Raw genomic sequence first — 16,168 nt, 5'->3', positions numbered from 1 at the left:
GACATGGTTTCTTATAACGAACTGAATGGCCGACGGGACGACCCGAACAGGGAAAATATCGCGTATATAAGACAGATGCTGGGAGAGCTCCGGCAGGTCGCCTTAGGGGAAGGGGCGGATATGCTCTGCTACCTGATCGAGATGGCCTATGTGGAGGCGGGCGACGTCCAGGCGGGCCGGCGTCCCCGCTCACTCCTGCATCGAGAGCGAGACAAGCCCACCAGCGTGTCGGTGTAATCTTCCCGCGAGATCGAGTTCCAGCAGGATGAGATAGACGGAGGAGGGCGGCAGGCCGGTATGCCGGATGATGTCGTCCACCTCGACAGGAGTGGGGCCAAGCGCCGATACAAGCCTTGCCCGATCGTCGTCATCGGGCGGCAGCATGTCGGCAATCTTTTCCGGCTCTTCCACCACTGATCCCGAAAACAGGTCCAGTTGCGAAAGCGGCGCCAGCGCCTCGATCACATCCGCCGAGCCGGTCGTAACGATCGCGCCCTGTTTCAACAGGCCATTGGTCCCGTGGCACCGCGGGTCGAGCGGTGAGCCCGGTACGGCAAAGACCAGCCGCCCGGTTTCGGTCGCAAGCCGGGCCGTGATCAGTGAGCCGGAGCGCTCGGCGGCCTCCACCACGACGACACCCAGCGATATGCCGGAAATCAGACGATTGCGGCGAGGGAAGTCACGAGCCCGCGGCTCCCAGCCGAACGGCATTTCGCTGACGGCCAGGCCCGCGCCATCGGTAATCTCTTCCAGCAGGGGAATGTTTTCCGGCGGATAGGGCTGGTCGAGCCCGCCGGCCAGCACGGCGATCGTGCCAGCCTCAAGGCTGGCGCGATGGGCTGCCGTATCGATGCCGCGGGCAAGGCCGGAAGTGATCGTATAGCCCGCCCGGCCACAATCGCGGGCGATCATCGCGGCGAATTTCGCTCCGGCGATGGAGGCGTTGCGGGAGCCGACGATCCCGACGGACGGATGAGCGGTGGCGTCGAGATTTCCCTTGGCGGCGAGAAGCGGAGGGGCGCCGTCGATCTGCCGTAGCGCCTGCGGATAATCCGGTTCGCCGATGCCGATGAAGCGCGCGCCGTGCCTTTGGGCGGCTTCCAGTTCCCGTTCTGCTTCGGCTTCGGAGGCAATCCGGATCGCCCGCATTGCGCCGCCGCGGGCCGAAAGCTCCGGCAGGGCCGCAATCGCATTTTCCGCCGTGCCGCAATGATTGATGAGATCGCGGAAGGTTGCCGGGCCGACATTGTCGGAGCGGATCAGCCTTAGCCAGGCGATCCTTTGCCTTTCCGTCAGCGCAATTCCCGTTCGTCTTGCGCTGCCGTCCGGCATGTCCTTATCCCTTTTGGCCGATCTTGCCTTCCGTGCCGGCGATCAGCCGTTCGATATTAGTCTTGTGCTTGTACCAGGAGATCAGCGTCATGACGGCCATGACGATCGAGATCTTCGGCTCACCTATGAACCACAGCACAACCGGGATGACAAGCGTTGCAACCAGGGCGGAGAGCGACGAATATTTGCTGAGCTTGGCGATGGTGAGCCAGACGAAGGCGAACACCAGAACCATGGCCGGCGCGATGCCGAGCAGGGTGCCGATATAGGTCGCCACACCCTTGCCGCCTTTGAACCCCAGCCAGATCGGGAAAAGATGGCCCATGAAGGCCGCAAAGCCGGCCAGAAGCCCGGCTTCCTTGCCGAAGAAATACCAGCCAATCGCGGCCGCTGCGGTCGCTTTCAGCGCATCGAGAAGCAAGGTTGCCGCGGCGAGCTTCTTGTTGCCGGTGCGCAGCACGTTGGTCGCACCGATGTTTCCGGAGCCGATCGAACGGATATCGCCGAGGCCGGCCGCACGGGTCAGAAGCAGGCCGAAGGGGATCGAGCCCAGCAGGTAGCCGAGGATCAGCGCGGCCGCCGCGATGGGCAGGGTGATCTGCCAGTTGAAAAGATCGGTCATGTATGTCCCCCGCAGCCTATTCTCTATCCCGTCAACTTCTTGCGCGTAACGCTTCAAGAACCTTGCGCATTTCACGTTTTCGCTTCCTGCGATGCTTCGAGAGATAACGATAGATATCTCTTTCCGCGTCCTGCACTTCCCCGATAGGATTGGCGACATTTGTAAACGGCTGCAACATTTTCTTCAGCTTCCGTTCGTCGGCATAGCGAAAACGTCGTGCAATATATCCGACGCCGAGAATGGCGGCGGAGAGAACGTACCGATCTGTTTCGGCTCTTAGCAGGCGCTCGAATCGATCCACTAGCCAATGATAGTCATCGATCATGTCAGCGGCTCGAAAGGCCGCCAGCCTTTTATCGTCGCTTGAGCCGCTCTCCATTATGCCGTCGAACTCAGCCTGGCCAATGGGCTTCAGCGCCTCGTAGAACAATTGTTCGGTCAAAACGACTTCTCGGGAGAATATGTGTAGCGTAGCGATCCTGAAACATAAGTCGCCACAGCCCGCCCAGAGAACCGCGCATCCTCGAACGGCGTATTCTTCGAGCGCGAGAGAAGCATATCCTTCGAAACGAGCCAAGGCTCGTCGAGATCGATCAGCGTGATATCCGCTTTCGCACCGGGCTTCAGCGTGCCGGCATCGAGGCCGAAAATCTGTGCCGGGCGGGTAGACATCGCATCGATCAGGCGCATCAGTGGCACGCGCCCGCTGTGATGCAGGCGAAGGGCGGCTGCGAGCATGGTTTCAAGCCCGATCGCGCCGTCTGCTGCATCCGCGAAGGGCAGACGCTTGGTATCGACGTCCTGCGGGTCGTGAGATGAGACGATGATGTCGATCGTGCCGTCCGCCAGCGCATCGGCCATGGCGATCCGATCGTCTTCGGAACGCAGCGGCGGCGAAAGCTTGAAGAAGCTGCGATATTCGCCGATGTCGTTTTCGTTGAGCGACAGATGGTTGATCGACACGCCGCAGGTGACATTGGCGCCGCGCGAACGGGCAACCCGCATCGCCTCGGCCGATTCCGCCACGGAAATCTTGGCGGCATGATATTTCGCGCGCGTCAGACCCGCGATGCGCAGGTCGCGCTCCAGCGGAATGATTTCTGCTTCCTTCGGCACGCCGGAAAGGCCGAGCCAGCTGGCAAACAGGCCTTCGTTCATCACGCCGTTGCCGAGGTATTTTTCTTTCAGTTCAAGCGAGATGACGGCATCGAATTCGCGCGCATAAGTCATCGCACGGCGCAGCAGCAGGCTGTCGTTGAGGCCGTGACGACCGTTGGTGAAGGCAACCGCACCGGCTTCCTGCAGCAGGCCGAACTCGGTCATTTCCTTGCCTTCAAGGCGCTTGGTCAGCGCCGCCGCCACGTGGACGTTGACGACGGCCTTGTCGCGGGCGTTCTTCTGCACGAATTCGACAAGCGCGATATCGTCCAGCACCGGATCGGTATCCGGCATCATGATGAAGGACGTGATGCCGCCGGCCGCTGCCGCGCGGCTTGCCGATTCGATCGTTTCGGTGTGCTCGGCGCCGGGTTCGCCGACATAGACGCGGGCATCGATGAGGCCTGGCGTTGCGACGAGGCCCTTGCAGTCGCGAACGGTCGCACCTTCCGGAGCGCCCTGGTTCTGCGCATCCTTGCCGGCGGCAAGAATGCGGCCATCATCGCCGATGATGATCGTGCCGATTTCATCGAGATTGCGCGACGGGTCGATGATGCGAAGGTTTTTGAGGACCGTTGCGGAGGTCATGCGCGCTCTCCCTGGTTCTGCGAGACGAGCAGCGCCTCCATCACGGCCATGCGCACCGCAACCCCCATTTCCACCTGTTCCTCGATCACGCTCTGCGGACCGTCGGCCACCTCAGACGCGATTTCGACGCCGCGGTTCATCGGGCCGGGATGCATGACAAGCGCATCGTCCTTGGCTGCTTTCAGCTTTTCGGCATCGAGCCCGTAGAAGCGGAAATATTCGCGCACCGACGGCACGAAGGCGCCGGCCATGCGCTCGCGCTGCAGGCGCAGCATCATCACGACATCCGCATCCTTCAAGCCTTCTTCCATCGAGTGGTAGACCTCGACGCTCATGTCGCGAATGCCGGAGGGAAGAAGCGTCGAGGGTGCTACGACCCGCACTCGCGCACCCATCGCGTTCAGCAGCAGGATATTGGAGCGCGCTACGCGCGAATGCAGCACGTCGCCGCAGATCGCCACGATGATGCGCGATAGCTTGCCCTTGGCGCGGCGGATGGTCAGCGCATCGAGCAGTGCTTGGGTCGGATGTTCATGCTGGCCGTCGCCGGCGTTGACCACCGAGCAGGCGACCTTCTGGGCCAGAAGTGCGGCGGCACCGGCCGATGAATGGCGCAGCACCAGCACGTCGGGGCGCATGGCATTCAGCGTCATCGCCGTGTCGATCAGCGTTTCGCCTTTCTTCACCGATGAATTGCCGACCGACATGTTCATCACGTCAGCGCCGAGGCGTTTGCCAGCGAGCTCGAACGAGGACTGCGTCCGCGTCGAGGCTTCGAAGAAGAGATTGATCTGGGTAAGGCCCCGAAGCGTGGACGTCTTCTTTTCCCGCTGCCGGGAAATCTTCACGGCCTCGTCGGCCTTGTCGAGAAGAAAGGTGATGTCCTGTTCGGTGAGACCCTTGATGCCGAGGAGGTGGCGATGGGGGAAGAAGACCATATTTGGTGTCTCCGCTTGCGTTCGGCGGTCTATAAGGTCTGTAGGGGTGGGCTGCAAGCGTTGAAGAGGATATCCGATGCCTTGTTTTGCACGTGTCCACCGGCGATTTGAGAAGTGGTGATCGCCTTTTGTGAAGAACCCTTGAATTCGTGGCTCCGCGCCGTTCCCACGGTTGTTAACTTCCGCTAGAACGCAGCCATGAACCAGATGTCGCGCGCCGAAGAAAAATTTGCCGAATTGAACCAGCCAAAACTCTGGTCCGGCATCAATGCCTACCGTTCCGATCCGCTTGTGGTCGATCTGACGAGCACGCTGCACCGCACGATCCGTGAGGAATACGATCAGCTCGGCCGTTACGTCACCTCGCCGGAAGCGCAGGAACTGGCGCGCATGGCCAACGAAAATCCGCCGAAGCTGAAGACCCATGGTCCGCGCGGCGAGCGGCTGGATGTGGTCGAATACCATCCGGCCTGGCATGCGCTGATGCGTCGTTCGATGCAGACCGGCCTGCATTCCTCCGTTTGGGAAAATATACCCGAAGCCAAGAGCCACGAGCACAAGGTCCGCGCGACGCGCTTCTATCTGACCTCGCAGCTCGAATGCGGCCATCTTTGTCCGCTGACCATGACCAGCGCCTCGGTCGCCGCCTTGATGGCCTCGCCGCGCGTCCAGAAGGAATGGGCGCCGAAAATCCTGTCGCGCAAATACGATTCGACCAACAAGCCGGCGCTGCAGAAGACGGCCGCGACGCTTGGCATGGGCATGACGGAAAAACAGGGCGGCACGGATGTTCGCGCCAACCGCTCGACGGCCGAACGCGTGGGCGAGGGCATCTATCGCCTGTCGGGCCACAAGTGGTTCATGTCGGCGCCGATGAGCGACGGTTTCGTCATGCTTGCCAAGACGAACGAAGGCATCGGCTGTTTTCTCGTGCCGCGCATGCTGGAAGACGGCACCGCGAACGGCCTGCAGTTCCAGCGGCTTAAGGACAAACTCGGCAACCGTTCCAACGCGTCTTCCGAAGTCGAATTCACGGATGCCTTTGGCTATCTGCTCGGCGAGCCGGGCGGCGGCATCCGCACCATTCTCGATATGGTGACGCTGACCCGGCTCGATTGCGCTCTGGCATCTGCCGGCATCATGCGCGCTTCGTTGGCCGAAGCCGTGCATCATACCCGCGGCCGCAGCGTGTTCGGCAAGAAGCTCGTCGATCAGCCGCTGATGACGCGGGTGCTGGCCGACATGGCACTTGATGTCGCCGCCGCCACGGCGCTTTCCTTCCGTCTGGCCGATGCTTTCGACCGCGCCGCCTCCAATCCCGGTGATGCCGCCTTCGCCCGCGTCATGACGCCGGTCATCAAATACTGGAACTGCAAGATCGCCCCGTCGCTGATCTATGAAGCGATGGAATGCCTCGGTGGCAATGGTTACGTGGAAGAGCGTCCGATCGCCCGGCATTATCGCGAAGCGCCGGTCAATGCGATCTGGGAAGGTTCAGGCAACGTCATGGCGCTCGACGTGCTGCGCGTCCTGTCGCGGGGCAGGGACCTGTTCGACACGGTCCTGGCCGGTTTCGAACGCGATCTCGGCGCATCCGGCCGCAAGACGGTAGAGGTGCTGCGCGCCGCCATGGCGCTCTGTGAAACCGATGAAGGTGCCGCCCGTCTTCTGGTCGAGCAACTAGCGCTGGCCGCCGCTGCCGCCGAACTCGTGCGGCTCGGTGCAGGCAAGATCGCCGACGCCTTTCTGGAAACGCGACTGGCGGGCGGCTGGCGCTCCACCTACGGAATGCTCGATTCGCGCTTCGACGCCCGTTATATCGTCGACCTGCTTTATCCTGCCGCTACGTAAGCCACGGTCGCCATCACGGCGGGGATGGTCACGAAAGAGGCTATGACCTGCACTGTTGCGGCGGCGGCATAAAGATCTGCATCGCCGTTGAGCTGCTTGGCGAGAAGATAGCCGTTCATTGCGGTCGGCACGGCGGCGGACAACGCCAGCAGTATCAACCCGTCCCCCTTGATGCCGAAGATCGTTCCGACGCCAACCGCGACGATCGGGAAGACGATCAGCTTCAATACGACGGCAAGAAGCGTCGCCGGCTTCGGTTTCAGCGCATCCAAGATCCTCAGGCCGGCGCCGACCGTGATCAGGCCGAGGCTGAGCGAGGCTTGCGACAGAAGGTCGACCGTCGTCATGACCGGTTCGTAAATATGGATGCCGCTGAGATTGACGAGGATGCCGAGCGCGGTCGAAAGGATCAGCGGGTTGGTGATGATCCGGTAGAGGATCGCCCGGTAATTCCGGTCGCGGCCGGAAAACCACAAGAGTACCGTAACATTGATCAGGTTGAGCGGAATGATGATCGCCGCCATCACCAGGCCGACCATGACAAGCCCTGCCGGTCCATGTGTCTTGGCGGCGATCGCCAGTGCCATGAAGGCGTTCCAGCGCGTCGCGGTCTGGAAGATCGAGGTATAGGCCGCCGGGCTGACGTGCAGCTTGGATAACAGCGGCCATGCTATGAGCAGCCCGCCGGACATGACGCACACAGAAACGATCGCCGCAAAACTGACGGAGAGGTTTTGCGTGTTCGAAAAATCCGCCTTCGCCATCGTCATGAACAGCAGGGCAGGGAAGAGAACCCAATAGCTGAACTGTTCCAGCCCATCCCAGAGTTCGACATTGATGACCGGCGCCCGCTTCAGCGCGATGCCGAGCAGGACGAGCAGGAAGATGGGAAGAATGCTTTGGAAAACGATGAGCATGGGAGGGACGCCGGCGGGAAAATCTGCGCTTGGTTAGTCCTCTCGTGCCGATAGTGCAATGCACGAGCGCTCATTCACGCAAAGCGAGCGCAATCCTGTGCATGGCCGCTGCCGACGCTTGCGATGCAACGGGCCTCAGATTATCGCGGGACGGAGCAATATAGTTAATACAGGCGAATCATGCTGCAGATCCCGGACGTTACCGCCAAGGAAGGTTCAGCACCGAAGCTGCGTAACCGCGCCAGCACCGAACGGGCGATCTTCGTAGCGGCTCGCGATCTCCTGGCGGAGCAGGGGTTCCAGGGTTTCGGCATCAATGCTGTTGCCCGGCGCGCCGGCTGCGACAAGCAGCTGATCTATCGCTATTACGGCGGTCTCGATGGCCTGATCGAGGCGATCGGCGCCGATCTTGGCACCTGGGTCAACGATCGCATCCCGCAGGATACCGGCGGAGCCTTCCTTTTGACCTATGGCGACCTGATGGAAAAGCTCGCCATCTATTTCATGGAAGCGCTGCGCAACGATCCGCTTGTCTGCAAGATCGTCGCCTGGGAGGTCTCGCAGGACACGCCACAGGTACGCCGGCTTTCGGAGGCGCGCACCAAGGCGCTCGGCAAATGGCTTGAAAAGATGCGGGGCTCGCTGACGCCGCCAAAAGGCGTCGATACCGCGACCACCAATGCGCTGCTCTTCGCAGCTATTCAACACCTTGTGATTTCGGCTGCCGTCAGCGGCCAGTTTGCCGGCGTGCCGCTCAAGTCGGCCAAGGATTGGGACAAGGTCCAAAGCGCCATAAACCGCCTTGTCCGGGCCATTTACGGCTGATCGCCGGGTTTTCCACAGCCGCATCTCCGATGTTAACCATATTACCGGGTTTGCGTTGCGGGAAATCCGCCACGCTCTAGTTTGTCGTTAACGCATTGTTAACCACGAGTTTGGCCGGTTATGTTCGCAGTCGGAACCGTCGTCAGGGAAAGGGCATTGCTGATCGCCATGACGGCAATCTTTGCAATGCTGGCGCTCGATATCGCCGTTCCCGCGCTGGTCCTGAGCCTCATGGCATTGTCGCGATGGCTCGTGGTGCCGGAAATGTATCCGGCTGAGCCGAGAGGAAAGACCGCATGAAGTGGTTCCTGATCTTGTGGGCGGGTCCCGTCCTGCTGCTGACGAGCTGGTATGGGCTCTCCTATTACGACATGAGCTTCGGCTTCTTCATGTTGACGCGCCAGACCCATGACCTGGTCTTCCAGATCTATGGCAATATTCTCGGCATTCCGCCGGAAACCATCCCGCCGCTCGTCGCCCGCGCCATCGCTTTCGACAGCCTGGTTGTGTTTGCGATCATCGCCTTCCGCAAGCGCAGGCAGATCGCCGCCTGGTGGCAGAAGCGTCAGGCGTCGCGCTCGTCGGTTACCGTTCTGCCGAGCGACAAGAGCCTGTCCAGCGCGCCCTGAAGAATGAAGCTGGCCGCAGCGGAATCGATCCGCTCGGCCCGTTTGGCCCGTGACACATCCATTTCCAGAAGTGCCCGTTCGGCTGCGACCGTCGATAGCCGCTCGTCCCAGAAAACGAAGGGAAGGGCAGTCTTGTCGCTCATCGACCGCACGAAGGCACGCGTTGCCTGAACCCGCGGACCGGCCGAACCGTCCATATTCATCGGCAGGCCGATCACGAAGCCGGCGACCTTTTCCTTTTCCGCAAAAGCCAGCAGGACCTCCGCATCCTGGGTGAACTTCACCCGCTTGATGACCGGCCGGGGCGATGAGAAACGCCGGCCGAGATCCGACATGGAAAGCCCGATCGTCTTGGTGCCGAGATCGAGCCCGGCAATCGCCTGTCCAGGCTGAAGATGCTCGGCCAGTTCCTCGATCGTCATCACTGTCATGCGTTCGTCATCCCTGAAAGGATAGGAACGCATGTCCTATACCTGTCCCACTTTTCTTTGGCGGCATATAGGTTATCTGGAAGCGTGTCGAACTTTGAAATCGTCCGGCGGCATGTTATGGTTTTGATCAGGAGGTGAGACGACTTCCCTTCCGGTGGGAGCCGGGCTTTCGCCCGACCCCCGTTTTCTTAGCTGATTGTCAGGGTGAACCGCAAAGTCCTGAACCTGATCGTCAGCGTAAGCCGGATCTTCAATCGTCTCACCTCCTTTCGTTTGCCAAGGCATTCGCCTCGACGATTTCCTTCTATCAAATTTCGCGCATTTGTTGAGATTTTGCGCCAAACTCTACTGAAGGGAGTTGTCCTATGAAGATCACCTGGCTCGGCCATGCCGCGTTTCGTATCGAAACCGCCAAGGCGAAAATCCTGATCGATCCGTTCCTGACCTACAATCCCGCCTTTGCCGGCCAGGATATCAAGGACGCGACGGAAGGTCTGACCCACATCCTGCTCACTCACGGCCATGGCGACCATGTCGGCGATACCGTGCAGATCGCCAAGGATACCGGTGCCGTTGTTCTCGCCAACTACGACCTCGGCGTCTGGCTGCAGAAGAAGGGCGTCGAGAAGCTCGAAATGGGCAATACCGGCGGCACGATCGGTTTTGACGGCTTTGGCTTTACCGCCACTTTCACCAACGCGCTGCATTCCTCTGCCTCGCTCACCGAAGACGGCGTTTCGCACTGCCTCGGCAATGCCAACGGCCTGATGATCCATTTCGAAGACGAGCCGTCGGTTCTCCACATGGGCGACACCGACATTTTCTCCGACATGGCGCTGATCAACGAACTGCATGTGCCGGATATCGGCATCGTGCCGATCGGTGACCGCTTCACCATGGGCGGTGCCGTTGCCGCGCTGGCCTGCCAGCGCTTCTTCGACTTCAAACACGCGCTGCCGTGCCACTATGGTCTGCCGGGCGTTGATCAGACGGCGGAAAAATTCGTCAAGGGCATGGAAGGCTCTCGCACCCGCGTCGAAGTCCCCGCTCCGGGCGGCAGCGTTTCCTATTGATCTTTTGCAAACATCCCGGCGCGCTTCATATTTGAGGCGCGCTGCCTGTTGCGGGAAGCGGGCATGGTCAGTATAGCGAGTAGGAATTTTCTTGCTTGGAGCTATGCCATGTCCGTCGATCTCGCCACTGTGAAGCGCGTCGCGCGCCTTGCCCGCATTGCGGTTACCGAGGAAGATGCCAATCGCATGGTCGGCGAACTCAATGGCATCATCAATTTCGTCGAGCAGTTGAGCGAAGTCGATGTTTCCGGCGTCGAGCCGATGACATCCGTCACGCCGATGGACATGCGCAAGCGCAAGGACACCGTCAACGACGGGAGCAAGGCAGCCGATATCGTTGCCAACGCGCCGAATACCGATCGCGATTTCTTCCTGGTGCCGAAGGTCGTCGAATAAGCGCTTGAATAAAGTGCATCCGACCTTTTCCCGCATTCGAACGATTTGAAGAAGACCATGACCGAACTCACCAGCCTCACCATTGCCGAAGCCCGCGAGAAGCTGAAGGCCAAGGAAATCACCTCCGTCGAACTGACGACAAGCTATCTGAAGGCGATCGATGCGGCGAACGAGGTGTTCAACGCCTATGTCGCTGTGACGCCGGAAAAGGCGATCGAGATGGCCAAGTCTTCCGACGCCCGCCGCGCATCCGGCACGGTTGGCGCTCTGGAAGGCATTCCGCTCGGCATCAAGGACCTGTTCGGCACCCGCGACGTCCACACTCAGGCCTGCAGCCACATTCTCGACGGTTTCAAGCCGAAATACGAATCGACCGTTACCCAGAACCTCTGGGATGACGGCGCGGTCATGCTCGGCAAGCTGAACATGGACGAGTTCGCGATGGGCTCTTCCAACGAGACGTCGTATTACGGTGCGGTGGTCAACCCCTGGAAGGCGAACGGCTCCAACCAGCAGCTCGTGCCAGGCGGTTCGTCCGGCGGTTCGGCTGCAGCCGTTGCCGCGCATCTCTGCGCCGGCGCCACCGCGACCGATACCGGCGGCTCGATCCGCCAGCCGGCCGCTTTCACCGGTACCGTCGGCATCAAGCCGACCTATGGCCGCTGCTCGCGCTGGGGCGTCGTGGCATTTGCTTCCTCGCTCGATCAGGCTGGCCCGATTGCCCGCGACGTGCGCGATGCGGCCATCATGCTGAAGTCCATGGCTTCAGTTGATGCCAAGGATACGACCTCCGTCGATCTGCCGGTGCCGGATTACGAAGCAGCACTCGGCCAATCGCTCAAGGGCATGAAGATCGGCATTCCGAAGGAATACCGCGTCGATGGCATGCCGGAAGAGATCGAAAAACTCTGGCAGCAGGGCATCGCCTGGCTGAAGGACGCCGGTGCCGAGATCGTCGACATCACCCTGCCGCACACCAAATACGCCCTGCCGGCCTATTACATCGTTGCGCCTGCCGAAGCCTCGTCGAACCTCGCCCGTTACGACGGCGTGCGCTACGGCCTGCGCGTCGACGGCAAGGACATCGTCGACATGTACGAAAAGACCCGCGCCGCCGGCTTCGGCACCGAGGTCAAGCGCCGCATCATGATCGGCACTTACGTTCTTTCGGCAGGTTATTACGACGCCTACTACCTGCAGGCCCAGAAGGTCCGCACGCTGATCAAGCGCGACTTCGAAATCGTTTTCGACGCCGGCGTCGATGCGATCCTGACGCCCGCAACTCCGTCCTCCGCCTTCGGCGTCGCTGACGAGAACCTCGCCGCCGATCCGGTCGCCATGTACCTGAACGACATCTTCACGGTCACGGTCAACATGGCTGGCCTGCCGGGCATCGCGGTTCCAGCCGGCCTCGACAAGAAGGGCCTGCCGCTCGGTCTGCAGCTCATCGGCAAGCCGTTCGAGGAAGAAACTCTCTTCCGCACCGCCCATGTCATCGAACAGGCCGCCGGTAAGTTCTCGCCGGCCAAGTGGTGGTAAGCGGACTAAAAATCCGGATGATGACGACCGCCGATCATCCGGCGGTCGTGAGCACAGGCTTCGCGGCCTGGCTATCCAGCGACGCTTTCAAAGGCGTCGATCTTGGCGTGGACGTCGTGGAACGGACAAGAAAGGCATATGCCGACTTTCCGCCACAGACGCGAGCCGAAGTTTATGTTGCCGATCTCGATGGCGAGGTCATAGGCTGGGGCGCTCGCGATGGAGCGCCGAATTACATTTCCGATCTTTGGGTGCATCCTGATCACCAGGGCAAGGGAGCCGGCAAGGCGCTTTTGCTGCACATCTGCGACCTTATTCGGTCGGAAGGGCACGACAAAGCCACGCTGCACACTCAGGCCAACAATACAGGCGGCATACGTCTCTATGAACGTTGCGGATTCGTCATCGTCTGGCGCGGCATGGAGCATTCGAAGAGCATGGGCATCGATCTCGAAAAGGTACATTTGGAGAAGCTGCTCGACGCGTAACCTGCATTCCGGGAGACTTGCATGGCCACGACTGATCTCTCACGTCTGATAGAAGCATTCGATAGGCTCGCCGCCGCCGGCTTCCATATGGGTGCCGAGTGGGAAGCGGTTCACAATATCTGCCAGGCTCACGAGGGCGAAAAGCCGTTCGACTGGGGCCACGCACTTTGCCATCGCATCGAAGGCGATGATTGGAATGCCGACTACTGGTATCGCCGCGCCGGCAAGGCGCGCACCGGGTCGATTGCTGATGACTGGGCTGTGATGAAGGTCGAACTGACGGTTGCCTAGCGCGTGTGAAGTTGCCGCGCGCCGTTGCGACGCGCGGCTTTTCCTAATTCACCGATTATCCTGCTCGGCCCTCACGAGCACCAATCCCCTTTCGGTGATCCGGTACGGCTTGCCGCCTTGGGATTTGATTGCTTTCTTCTGCCTGAGTTTTCGGAAAACGATCAAGTCTAGACCTGAAAATGCCCAGCCTTCGCGAGTAACGAGCTGCAGCTTCTCGATCTTTCGGTTTTCGTCACGGGTTATCTCGATCCTGCCGCCCTGGGCGAGCAGGTGGAGGATGCGCTGTTCGGCGCGGGAAATGTCCATTGTATTGATGTCCGGAGAAGCGCCTCCCTGGAGGCGCACAAAAACGTTGCCGGCGCTTGTTCAGCGTCGGGGTGGTCGTTTTGTCTGGGCCGGTGCGCTTTTAAGGCGGGCCGGCCCCTCAGCAGGTCTCTCTGAACGAGAACATCAAAACTCCATGACGCGAGGCCACTCGAATGGTTGCGGCCTGACGATGGAATCGTCGCTACCGAGGTTTTCCCCAACCGTCAAGCGTAGCAAGTCATCTGTCGACATGTTCCGCTGGTAAAAGCCAAAACAGAGTGTTCTACTGATCGGACATCAGGGGAAGACATGGCCACAATTCGCAATGCGCGGGAAGACGAAGCGGATATCCTGGCGGAAATCGGTTTCCGCTCGTGGGAAAAGGCCATGATTTCAATCGGTGAGGTGACCGACATGCAGGAAAGCGCCCGCGCGGCCTTCCTGAATTTCACCCGTTCGTCCTGGCTGACGATCACCGTTGTCGAGCAGTTCGGTTCCGTGACTGGTTGGGCTGCGCGCGAAAAGCTGGACGAGCTGATCACCGACTTCTGGATCGATCCGCATTATCAGGGGCACGGGCTTGGTCGCGCGCTCCTGGCCGAAATCGAGGCCGAAATCATCCATCAGGGTTTCGAGACGGCGCGTGTCGAAACGCACGCGCGCAATAACGAGGCGGTCGGCTTCTTCGAAAAGAACGGCTATGCGATCAATTGGCTGTCTGTCGCCTATTCCCCGAAGATCGATCGCGACGTCCAGTCGGTCGGCATGTCGAAGCAGCTTGTGGTAGATGAGGTCGATACGTACGGACCAGGCCTCTGATTTCAGGATATAGTCTTCAGAAGGAAGGCTGCAGTGCCGGAAAATAGGAAAAGTGCCGCCAAGCCCAATACGATGTGAAGCACCACGATTGCCGCAAGATATGTCCTGAACGGTTCTTTGCGGGTTTTGTGATTGAATAGCTGTTGTGCAACGATGGCGCCCAGACTCCCTCCGACAAAAGCAAATGTCAGCAAGGTGGATTCGCGCACCCGCCATCGGCCCTCGATGGCGGCGATCTTATCCCAGCAATACGCGCCGAATGCCAGGACGTTCACCAGCAGATAAGCCAGAAGAAAGATTGAAAGGCTTTCGGATTGCATTTTCTATCATTTGCACTCTAAGGTTAAGTTTAAACTAATCCGCCTTTCGACATTCTCGCTCGCCGCCGCGTTGTGCTTGCACGCGGCCGCTGTTTGCTCTACTCCCAAAATGAACGCCACGACCATTCCAAGAGCATAAAATGACCCTTGTCGACGTCCGCACGCCCGATCCGAAACGCTTCATCCCCGGCGCCACTGGCGATTGGGAAGTCATCATCGGCATGGAGGTGCACGCTCAGGTCCTGTCGAATTCGAAGCTCTTCTCCGGCGCCTCGACCGAATTCGGCAAGCCGGCCAATGCTAACGTCTCGCTCGTCGATGCGGCCATGCCTGGCATGCTGCCTGTTATCAACGAGGAATGCGTGGCCCAGGCCGTTCGCACCGGTCTCGGCCTGAAGGCGCAGATCAACAAGCGGTCGCTCTTCGACCGCAAGAACTATTTCTATCCCGACCTGCCGCAGGGCTATCAGATTTCGCAGTTCAAGGACCCGATCGTCGGCGAAGGCCAGATCGTCATCTCGCTCGGCCCGGATCGCCAGGGCCAGTTCGAGGATATCGAGATCGGCATTGAGCGTCTGCACCTGGAACAGGACGCCGGCAAGTCGATGCACGACCAGCATCCGACCATGTCCTATGTCGACCTGAACCGCTCCGGCGTGGCGCTGATGGAAATCGTCTCAAAGCCTGACATGCGCTCGTCCGATGAAGCCAAGGCCTATATGACCAAGCTGCGCTCGATCGTCCGTTACCTCGGCACCTGCGATGGCAACATGGACGAAGGTTCGATGCGCGCCGACGTCAACGTTTCCGTGCGCCGTCCGGGCGAAGGTTTCGGCACGCGCTGCGAAATCAAGAACGTCAACTCCATCCGCTTCATCGGCCAGGCGATCGAATACGAAGCGCGCCGCCAGATCGGCATTCTGGAAGACGGCGGCTCGATCGACCAGGAAACTCGCCTCTTCGATCCGGGCAAGGGCGAGACCCGCTCGATGCGCTCTAAGGAAGATGCGCATGACTATCGCTATTTCCCCGATCCGGACCTGTTGCCGCTCGAATTCGACGATGCCTTCATCGAGAAGATGCGCGCCGGCCTGACCGAACTGCCGGATGACAAGAAGGCCCGTTTCGTCAGCGAGCTCGGCCTGTCGATCTACGACGCTTCGGTCCTCGTTTCGGAAAAGGCGATCGCCGATTATTTCGAAGCCGTTGCCGAAGGTCGCGATGGCAAGATCGCCGCCAACTGGGTCATTAACGACCTGCTGGGCGCCTTGAACAGAACCGGCAAAGATATTGAAGAGACTCCGGTTTCGCCCGCCCAGCTCGGCGCGATCATCGACCTCATCAAGGCCGAAACGATTTCCGGCAAGATCGCCAAGGACCTCTTCGAGATCGTCCTCACCGAAGGCGGCGACCCGGCGGAAATCGTCGAAACCCGCGGCATGAAGCAGGTGACGGATACCGGCGCGATCGAAAAGGCCGTCGACGAAATCATCGCCGCCAATCCGGATCAGGTCGAGAAGGTCAAGGCCAAGCCGACGCTCGCCGGCTGGTTCGTCGGCCAGGTCATGAAGTCGACGGGTGGCAAGGCCAACCCGCAGGCCGTCCAGGCGCTCGTCAAGGCGAAGCTCGGCATCGAAGAATAAGG

At 60.2% G+C, this 16,168-nt stretch carries 21 protein-coding genes; 12 read left to right on the top strand and 9 right to left on the bottom strand.

Annotated features, from left to right (window positions below; translation table 11 throughout):
- Positions 1–3: 3 nt before the first annotated feature.
- Positions 4–237 carry a hypothetical protein gene (locus tag KX729_RS33440; RefSeq protein WP_246617352.1) on the top strand — a complete coding sequence of 78 codons (234 nt, stop codon included), beginning with the start codon at positions 4–6 and terminating at the stop codon, positions 235–237.
- Here the strand turns inward: KX729_RS33440 and dprA are convergent.
- Genes dprA through KX729_RS02750 form a run of 5 tightly spaced genes read right to left on the bottom strand, consistent with a single transcriptional unit; the run spans position 190 to position 4,638 of the window.
- The gene (gene dprA, locus KX729_RS02770) at positions 190–1,332 is read right to left on the bottom strand and encodes a DNA-processing protein DprA (protein ID WP_219740896.1); all 1,143 of its coding nucleotides are present in this window, start codon (positions 1,330–1,332) and stop codon (positions 190–192) included. The two genes, KX729_RS33440 and dprA, sit on opposite strands and share 48 nt — an antisense overlap.
- 4 nt (positions 1,333–1,336) lie before the next feature.
- Positions 1,337–1,954, bottom strand: a complete 618-nt coding sequence (gene plsY / locus KX729_RS02765; RefSeq protein ID WP_219740895.1) for a glycerol-3-phosphate 1-O-acyltransferase PlsY — start codon at positions 1,952–1,954, stop codon at positions 1,337–1,339.
- Positions 1,955–1,985: 31 nt separating this feature from the next.
- Entirely contained in the window at positions 1,986–2,396 is a 411-nt protein-coding gene (locus KX729_RS02760) for a hypothetical protein (protein ID WP_219740894.1), read from the bottom strand.
- Entirely contained in the window at positions 2,393–3,700 is a 1,308-nt protein-coding gene (locus KX729_RS02755) for a dihydroorotase (RefSeq protein WP_219740893.1), read from the bottom strand. Before KX729_RS02755 ends, KX729_RS02760 begins: the two co-directional genes overlap by 4 nt.
- Positions 3,697–4,638 (bottom strand): aspartate carbamoyltransferase catalytic subunit, encoded by a 942-nt coding sequence (locus tag KX729_RS02750; RefSeq protein ID WP_219740892.1) that lies wholly within the window; start codon positions 4,636–4,638, stop codon positions 3,697–3,699. Before KX729_RS02750 ends, KX729_RS02755 begins: the two co-directional genes overlap by 4 nt.
- A 198-nt stretch (positions 4,639–4,836) precedes the next feature.
- Here KX729_RS02750 and KX729_RS02745 point away from each other — a divergent pair, with 198 nt between their 5' ends.
- A complete protein-coding gene (locus tag KX729_RS02745) occupies positions 4,837–6,489 on the top strand; it encodes an acyl-CoA dehydrogenase family protein (RefSeq protein WP_219740891.1) in 1,653 nt (550 codons plus the stop codon).
- Here the strand turns inward: KX729_RS02745 and KX729_RS02740 are convergent.
- The gene (locus KX729_RS02740; RefSeq protein ID WP_219740890.1) at positions 6,471–7,406 is read right to left on the bottom strand and encodes an AEC family transporter; all 936 of its coding nucleotides are present in this window, start codon (positions 7,404–7,406) and stop codon (positions 6,471–6,473) included. The two genes, KX729_RS02745 and KX729_RS02740, sit on opposite strands and share 19 nt — an antisense overlap.
- 180 nt (positions 7,407–7,586) lie before the next feature.
- On the opposite strand from KX729_RS02740, the gene KX729_RS02735 reads away from it, so the two are divergent.
- The 3 genes from KX729_RS02735 to KX729_RS02725 all read left to right on the top strand — a co-directional run bounded on the left by KX729_RS02735 (position 7,587) and on the right by KX729_RS02725 (position 8,860).
- Positions 7,587–8,231 (top strand): TetR/AcrR family transcriptional regulator, encoded by a 645-nt coding sequence (locus tag KX729_RS02735; RefSeq protein ID WP_219740889.1) that lies wholly within the window; start codon positions 7,587–7,589, stop codon positions 8,229–8,231.
- Positions 8,232–8,351: 120 nt separating this feature from the next.
- The gene (locus KX729_RS02730; RefSeq protein WP_219740888.1) at positions 8,352–8,531 is read left to right on the top strand and encodes a hypothetical protein; all 180 of its coding nucleotides are present in this window, start codon (positions 8,352–8,354) and stop codon (positions 8,529–8,531) included.
- A complete protein-coding gene (locus KX729_RS02725) occupies positions 8,528–8,860 on the top strand; it encodes a DUF6105 family protein (RefSeq protein ID WP_219740887.1) in 333 nt (110 codons plus the stop codon). Before KX729_RS02730 ends, KX729_RS02725 begins: the two co-directional genes overlap by 4 nt.
- Here KX729_RS02725 and ruvX read toward each other — a convergent pair.
- Positions 8,797–9,291, bottom strand: coding sequence for a Holliday junction resolvase RuvX (gene ruvX, locus KX729_RS02720; RefSeq protein ID WP_219741204.1), 495 nt, complete (start codon positions 9,289–9,291; stop codon positions 8,797–8,799). The two genes, KX729_RS02725 and ruvX, sit on opposite strands and share 64 nt — an antisense overlap.
- 365 nt (positions 9,292–9,656) lie before the next feature.
- Here ruvX and KX729_RS02715 point away from each other — a divergent pair, with 365 nt between their 5' ends.
- The 5 genes from KX729_RS02715 to KX729_RS02695 all read left to right on the top strand — a co-directional run bounded on the left by KX729_RS02715 (position 9,657) and on the right by KX729_RS02695 (position 13,078).
- Positions 9,657–10,364, top strand: coding sequence for a metal-dependent hydrolase (locus KX729_RS02715; protein ID WP_219740886.1), 708 nt, complete (start codon positions 9,657–9,659; stop codon positions 10,362–10,364).
- A 108-nt stretch (positions 10,365–10,472) separates the two neighbouring features.
- Positions 10,473–10,760, top strand: coding sequence for an Asp-tRNA(Asn)/Glu-tRNA(Gln) amidotransferase subunit GatC (gene gatC / locus KX729_RS02710; RefSeq protein ID WP_219740885.1), 288 nt, complete (start codon positions 10,473–10,475; stop codon positions 10,758–10,760).
- A 57-nt stretch (positions 10,761–10,817) separates the two neighbouring features.
- Entirely contained in the window at positions 10,818–12,299 is a 1,482-nt protein-coding gene (gatA, locus tag KX729_RS02705; protein WP_219740884.1) for an Asp-tRNA(Asn)/Glu-tRNA(Gln) amidotransferase subunit GatA, read from the top strand.
- Positions 12,300–12,319: 20 nt separating this feature from the next.
- The gene (locus KX729_RS02700; RefSeq protein WP_219740883.1) at positions 12,320–12,787 is read left to right on the top strand and encodes a GNAT family N-acetyltransferase; all 468 of its coding nucleotides are present in this window, start codon (positions 12,320–12,322) and stop codon (positions 12,785–12,787) included.
- 21 nt (positions 12,788–12,808) lie between these two features.
- On the top strand, positions 12,809–13,078 hold the full coding sequence (locus tag KX729_RS02695; RefSeq protein ID WP_219740882.1) for a hypothetical protein: 270 nt from the start codon (positions 12,809–12,811) through the stop codon (positions 13,076–13,078).
- A gap of 48 nt (positions 13,079–13,126) precedes the next feature.
- On the opposite strand, the gene KX729_RS02690 is transcribed toward KX729_RS02695, so the two are convergent.
- Positions 13,127–13,384 (bottom strand): YjhX family toxin, encoded by a 258-nt coding sequence (locus tag KX729_RS02690; protein ID WP_219740881.1) that lies wholly within the window; start codon positions 13,382–13,384, stop codon positions 13,127–13,129.
- A 309-nt stretch (positions 13,385–13,693) separates the two neighbouring features.
- On the opposite strand from KX729_RS02690, the gene KX729_RS02685 reads away from it, so the two are divergent.
- A complete protein-coding gene (locus KX729_RS02685) occupies positions 13,694–14,203 on the top strand; it encodes a GNAT family N-acetyltransferase (RefSeq protein ID WP_219740880.1) in 510 nt (169 codons plus the stop codon).
- 2 nt (positions 14,204–14,205) lie between these two features.
- Here KX729_RS02685 and KX729_RS02680 read toward each other — a convergent pair whose 3' ends face one another.
- A complete protein-coding gene (locus KX729_RS02680; protein ID WP_219740879.1) occupies positions 14,206–14,523 on the bottom strand; it encodes a DUF1294 domain-containing protein in 318 nt (105 codons plus the stop codon).
- A 140-nt stretch (positions 14,524–14,663) separates the two neighbouring features.
- Between KX729_RS02680 and gatB the strand changes: the two genes are divergently transcribed.
- Positions 14,664–16,166 carry an Asp-tRNA(Asn)/Glu-tRNA(Gln) amidotransferase subunit GatB gene (gene gatB / locus KX729_RS02675; RefSeq protein WP_219740878.1) on the top strand — a complete coding sequence of 501 codons (1,503 nt, stop codon included), beginning with the start codon at positions 14,664–14,666 and terminating at the stop codon, positions 16,164–16,166.
- Positions 16,167–16,168 lie beyond the last annotated feature (2 nt).

This window comes from Neorhizobium populisoli (assembly GCF_019430945.1).
Taxonomy (GTDB): domain Bacteria; phylum Pseudomonadota; class Alphaproteobacteria; order Rhizobiales; family Rhizobiaceae; genus Neorhizobium; species Neorhizobium populisoli.
This window is presented reverse-complemented; position numbering and strand designations above follow the sequence as displayed.

Excerpts from the sequence above, each read along its gene's own strand:
- KX729_RS33440 (WP_246617352.1), top strand. The coding sequence starts at position 4 with ATGGTTTCTTATAACGAACTGAATGGCCGACGGGACGACCCGAACAGG.
- dprA (WP_219740896.1), bottom strand. The coding sequence starts at position 1,332 with ATGCCGGACGGCAGCGCAAGACGAACGGGAATTGCGCTGACGGAAAGG.
- plsY (WP_219740895.1), bottom strand. The coding sequence starts at position 1,954 with ATGACCGATCTTTTCAACTGGCAGATCACCCTGCCCATCGCGGCGGCC.
- KX729_RS02755 (WP_219740893.1), bottom strand. The coding sequence starts at position 3,700 with ATGACCTCCGCAACGGTCCTCAAAAACCTTCGCATCATCGACCCGTCG.
- KX729_RS02750 (WP_219740892.1), bottom strand. The coding sequence starts at position 4,638 with ATGGTCTTCTTCCCCCATCGCCACCTCCTCGGCATCAAGGGTCTCACC.
- KX729_RS02745 (WP_219740891.1), top strand. The coding sequence starts at position 4,837 with ATGAACCAGATGTCGCGCGCCGAAGAAAAATTTGCCGAATTGAACCAG.
- KX729_RS02740 (WP_219740890.1), bottom strand. The coding sequence starts at position 7,406 with ATGCTCATCGTTTTCCAAAGCATTCTTCCCATCTTCCTGCTCGTCCTG.
- KX729_RS02735 (WP_219740889.1), top strand. The coding sequence starts at position 7,587 with ATGCTGCAGATCCCGGACGTTACCGCCAAGGAAGGTTCAGCACCGAAG.
- KX729_RS02730 (WP_219740888.1), top strand. The coding sequence starts at position 8,352 with ATGTTCGCAGTCGGAACCGTCGTCAGGGAAAGGGCATTGCTGATCGCC.
- KX729_RS02725 (WP_219740887.1), top strand. The coding sequence starts at position 8,528 with ATGAAGTGGTTCCTGATCTTGTGGGCGGGTCCCGTCCTGCTGCTGACG.
- ruvX (WP_219741204.1), bottom strand. The coding sequence starts at position 9,291 with ATGACAGTGATGACGATCGAGGAACTGGCCGAGCATCTTCAGCCTGGA.
- KX729_RS02715 (WP_219740886.1), top strand. The coding sequence starts at position 9,657 with ATGAAGATCACCTGGCTCGGCCATGCCGCGTTTCGTATCGAAACCGCC.
- gatC (WP_219740885.1), top strand. The coding sequence starts at position 10,473 with ATGTCCGTCGATCTCGCCACTGTGAAGCGCGTCGCGCGCCTTGCCCGC.
- gatA (WP_219740884.1), top strand. The coding sequence starts at position 10,818 with ATGACCGAACTCACCAGCCTCACCATTGCCGAAGCCCGCGAGAAGCTG.
- KX729_RS02700 (WP_219740883.1), top strand. The coding sequence starts at position 12,320 with ATGACGACCGCCGATCATCCGGCGGTCGTGAGCACAGGCTTCGCGGCC.
- KX729_RS02695 (WP_219740882.1), top strand. The coding sequence starts at position 12,809 with ATGGCCACGACTGATCTCTCACGTCTGATAGAAGCATTCGATAGGCTC.
- KX729_RS02690 (WP_219740881.1), bottom strand. The coding sequence starts at position 13,384 with ATGGACATTTCCCGCGCCGAACAGCGCATCCTCCACCTGCTCGCCCAG.
- KX729_RS02685 (WP_219740880.1), top strand. The coding sequence starts at position 13,694 with ATGGCCACAATTCGCAATGCGCGGGAAGACGAAGCGGATATCCTGGCG.
- KX729_RS02680 (WP_219740879.1), bottom strand. The coding sequence starts at position 14,523 with ATGCAATCCGAAAGCCTTTCAATCTTTCTTCTGGCTTATCTGCTGGTG.
- gatB (WP_219740878.1), top strand. The coding sequence starts at position 14,664 with ATGACCCTTGTCGACGTCCGCACGCCCGATCCGAAACGCTTCATCCCC.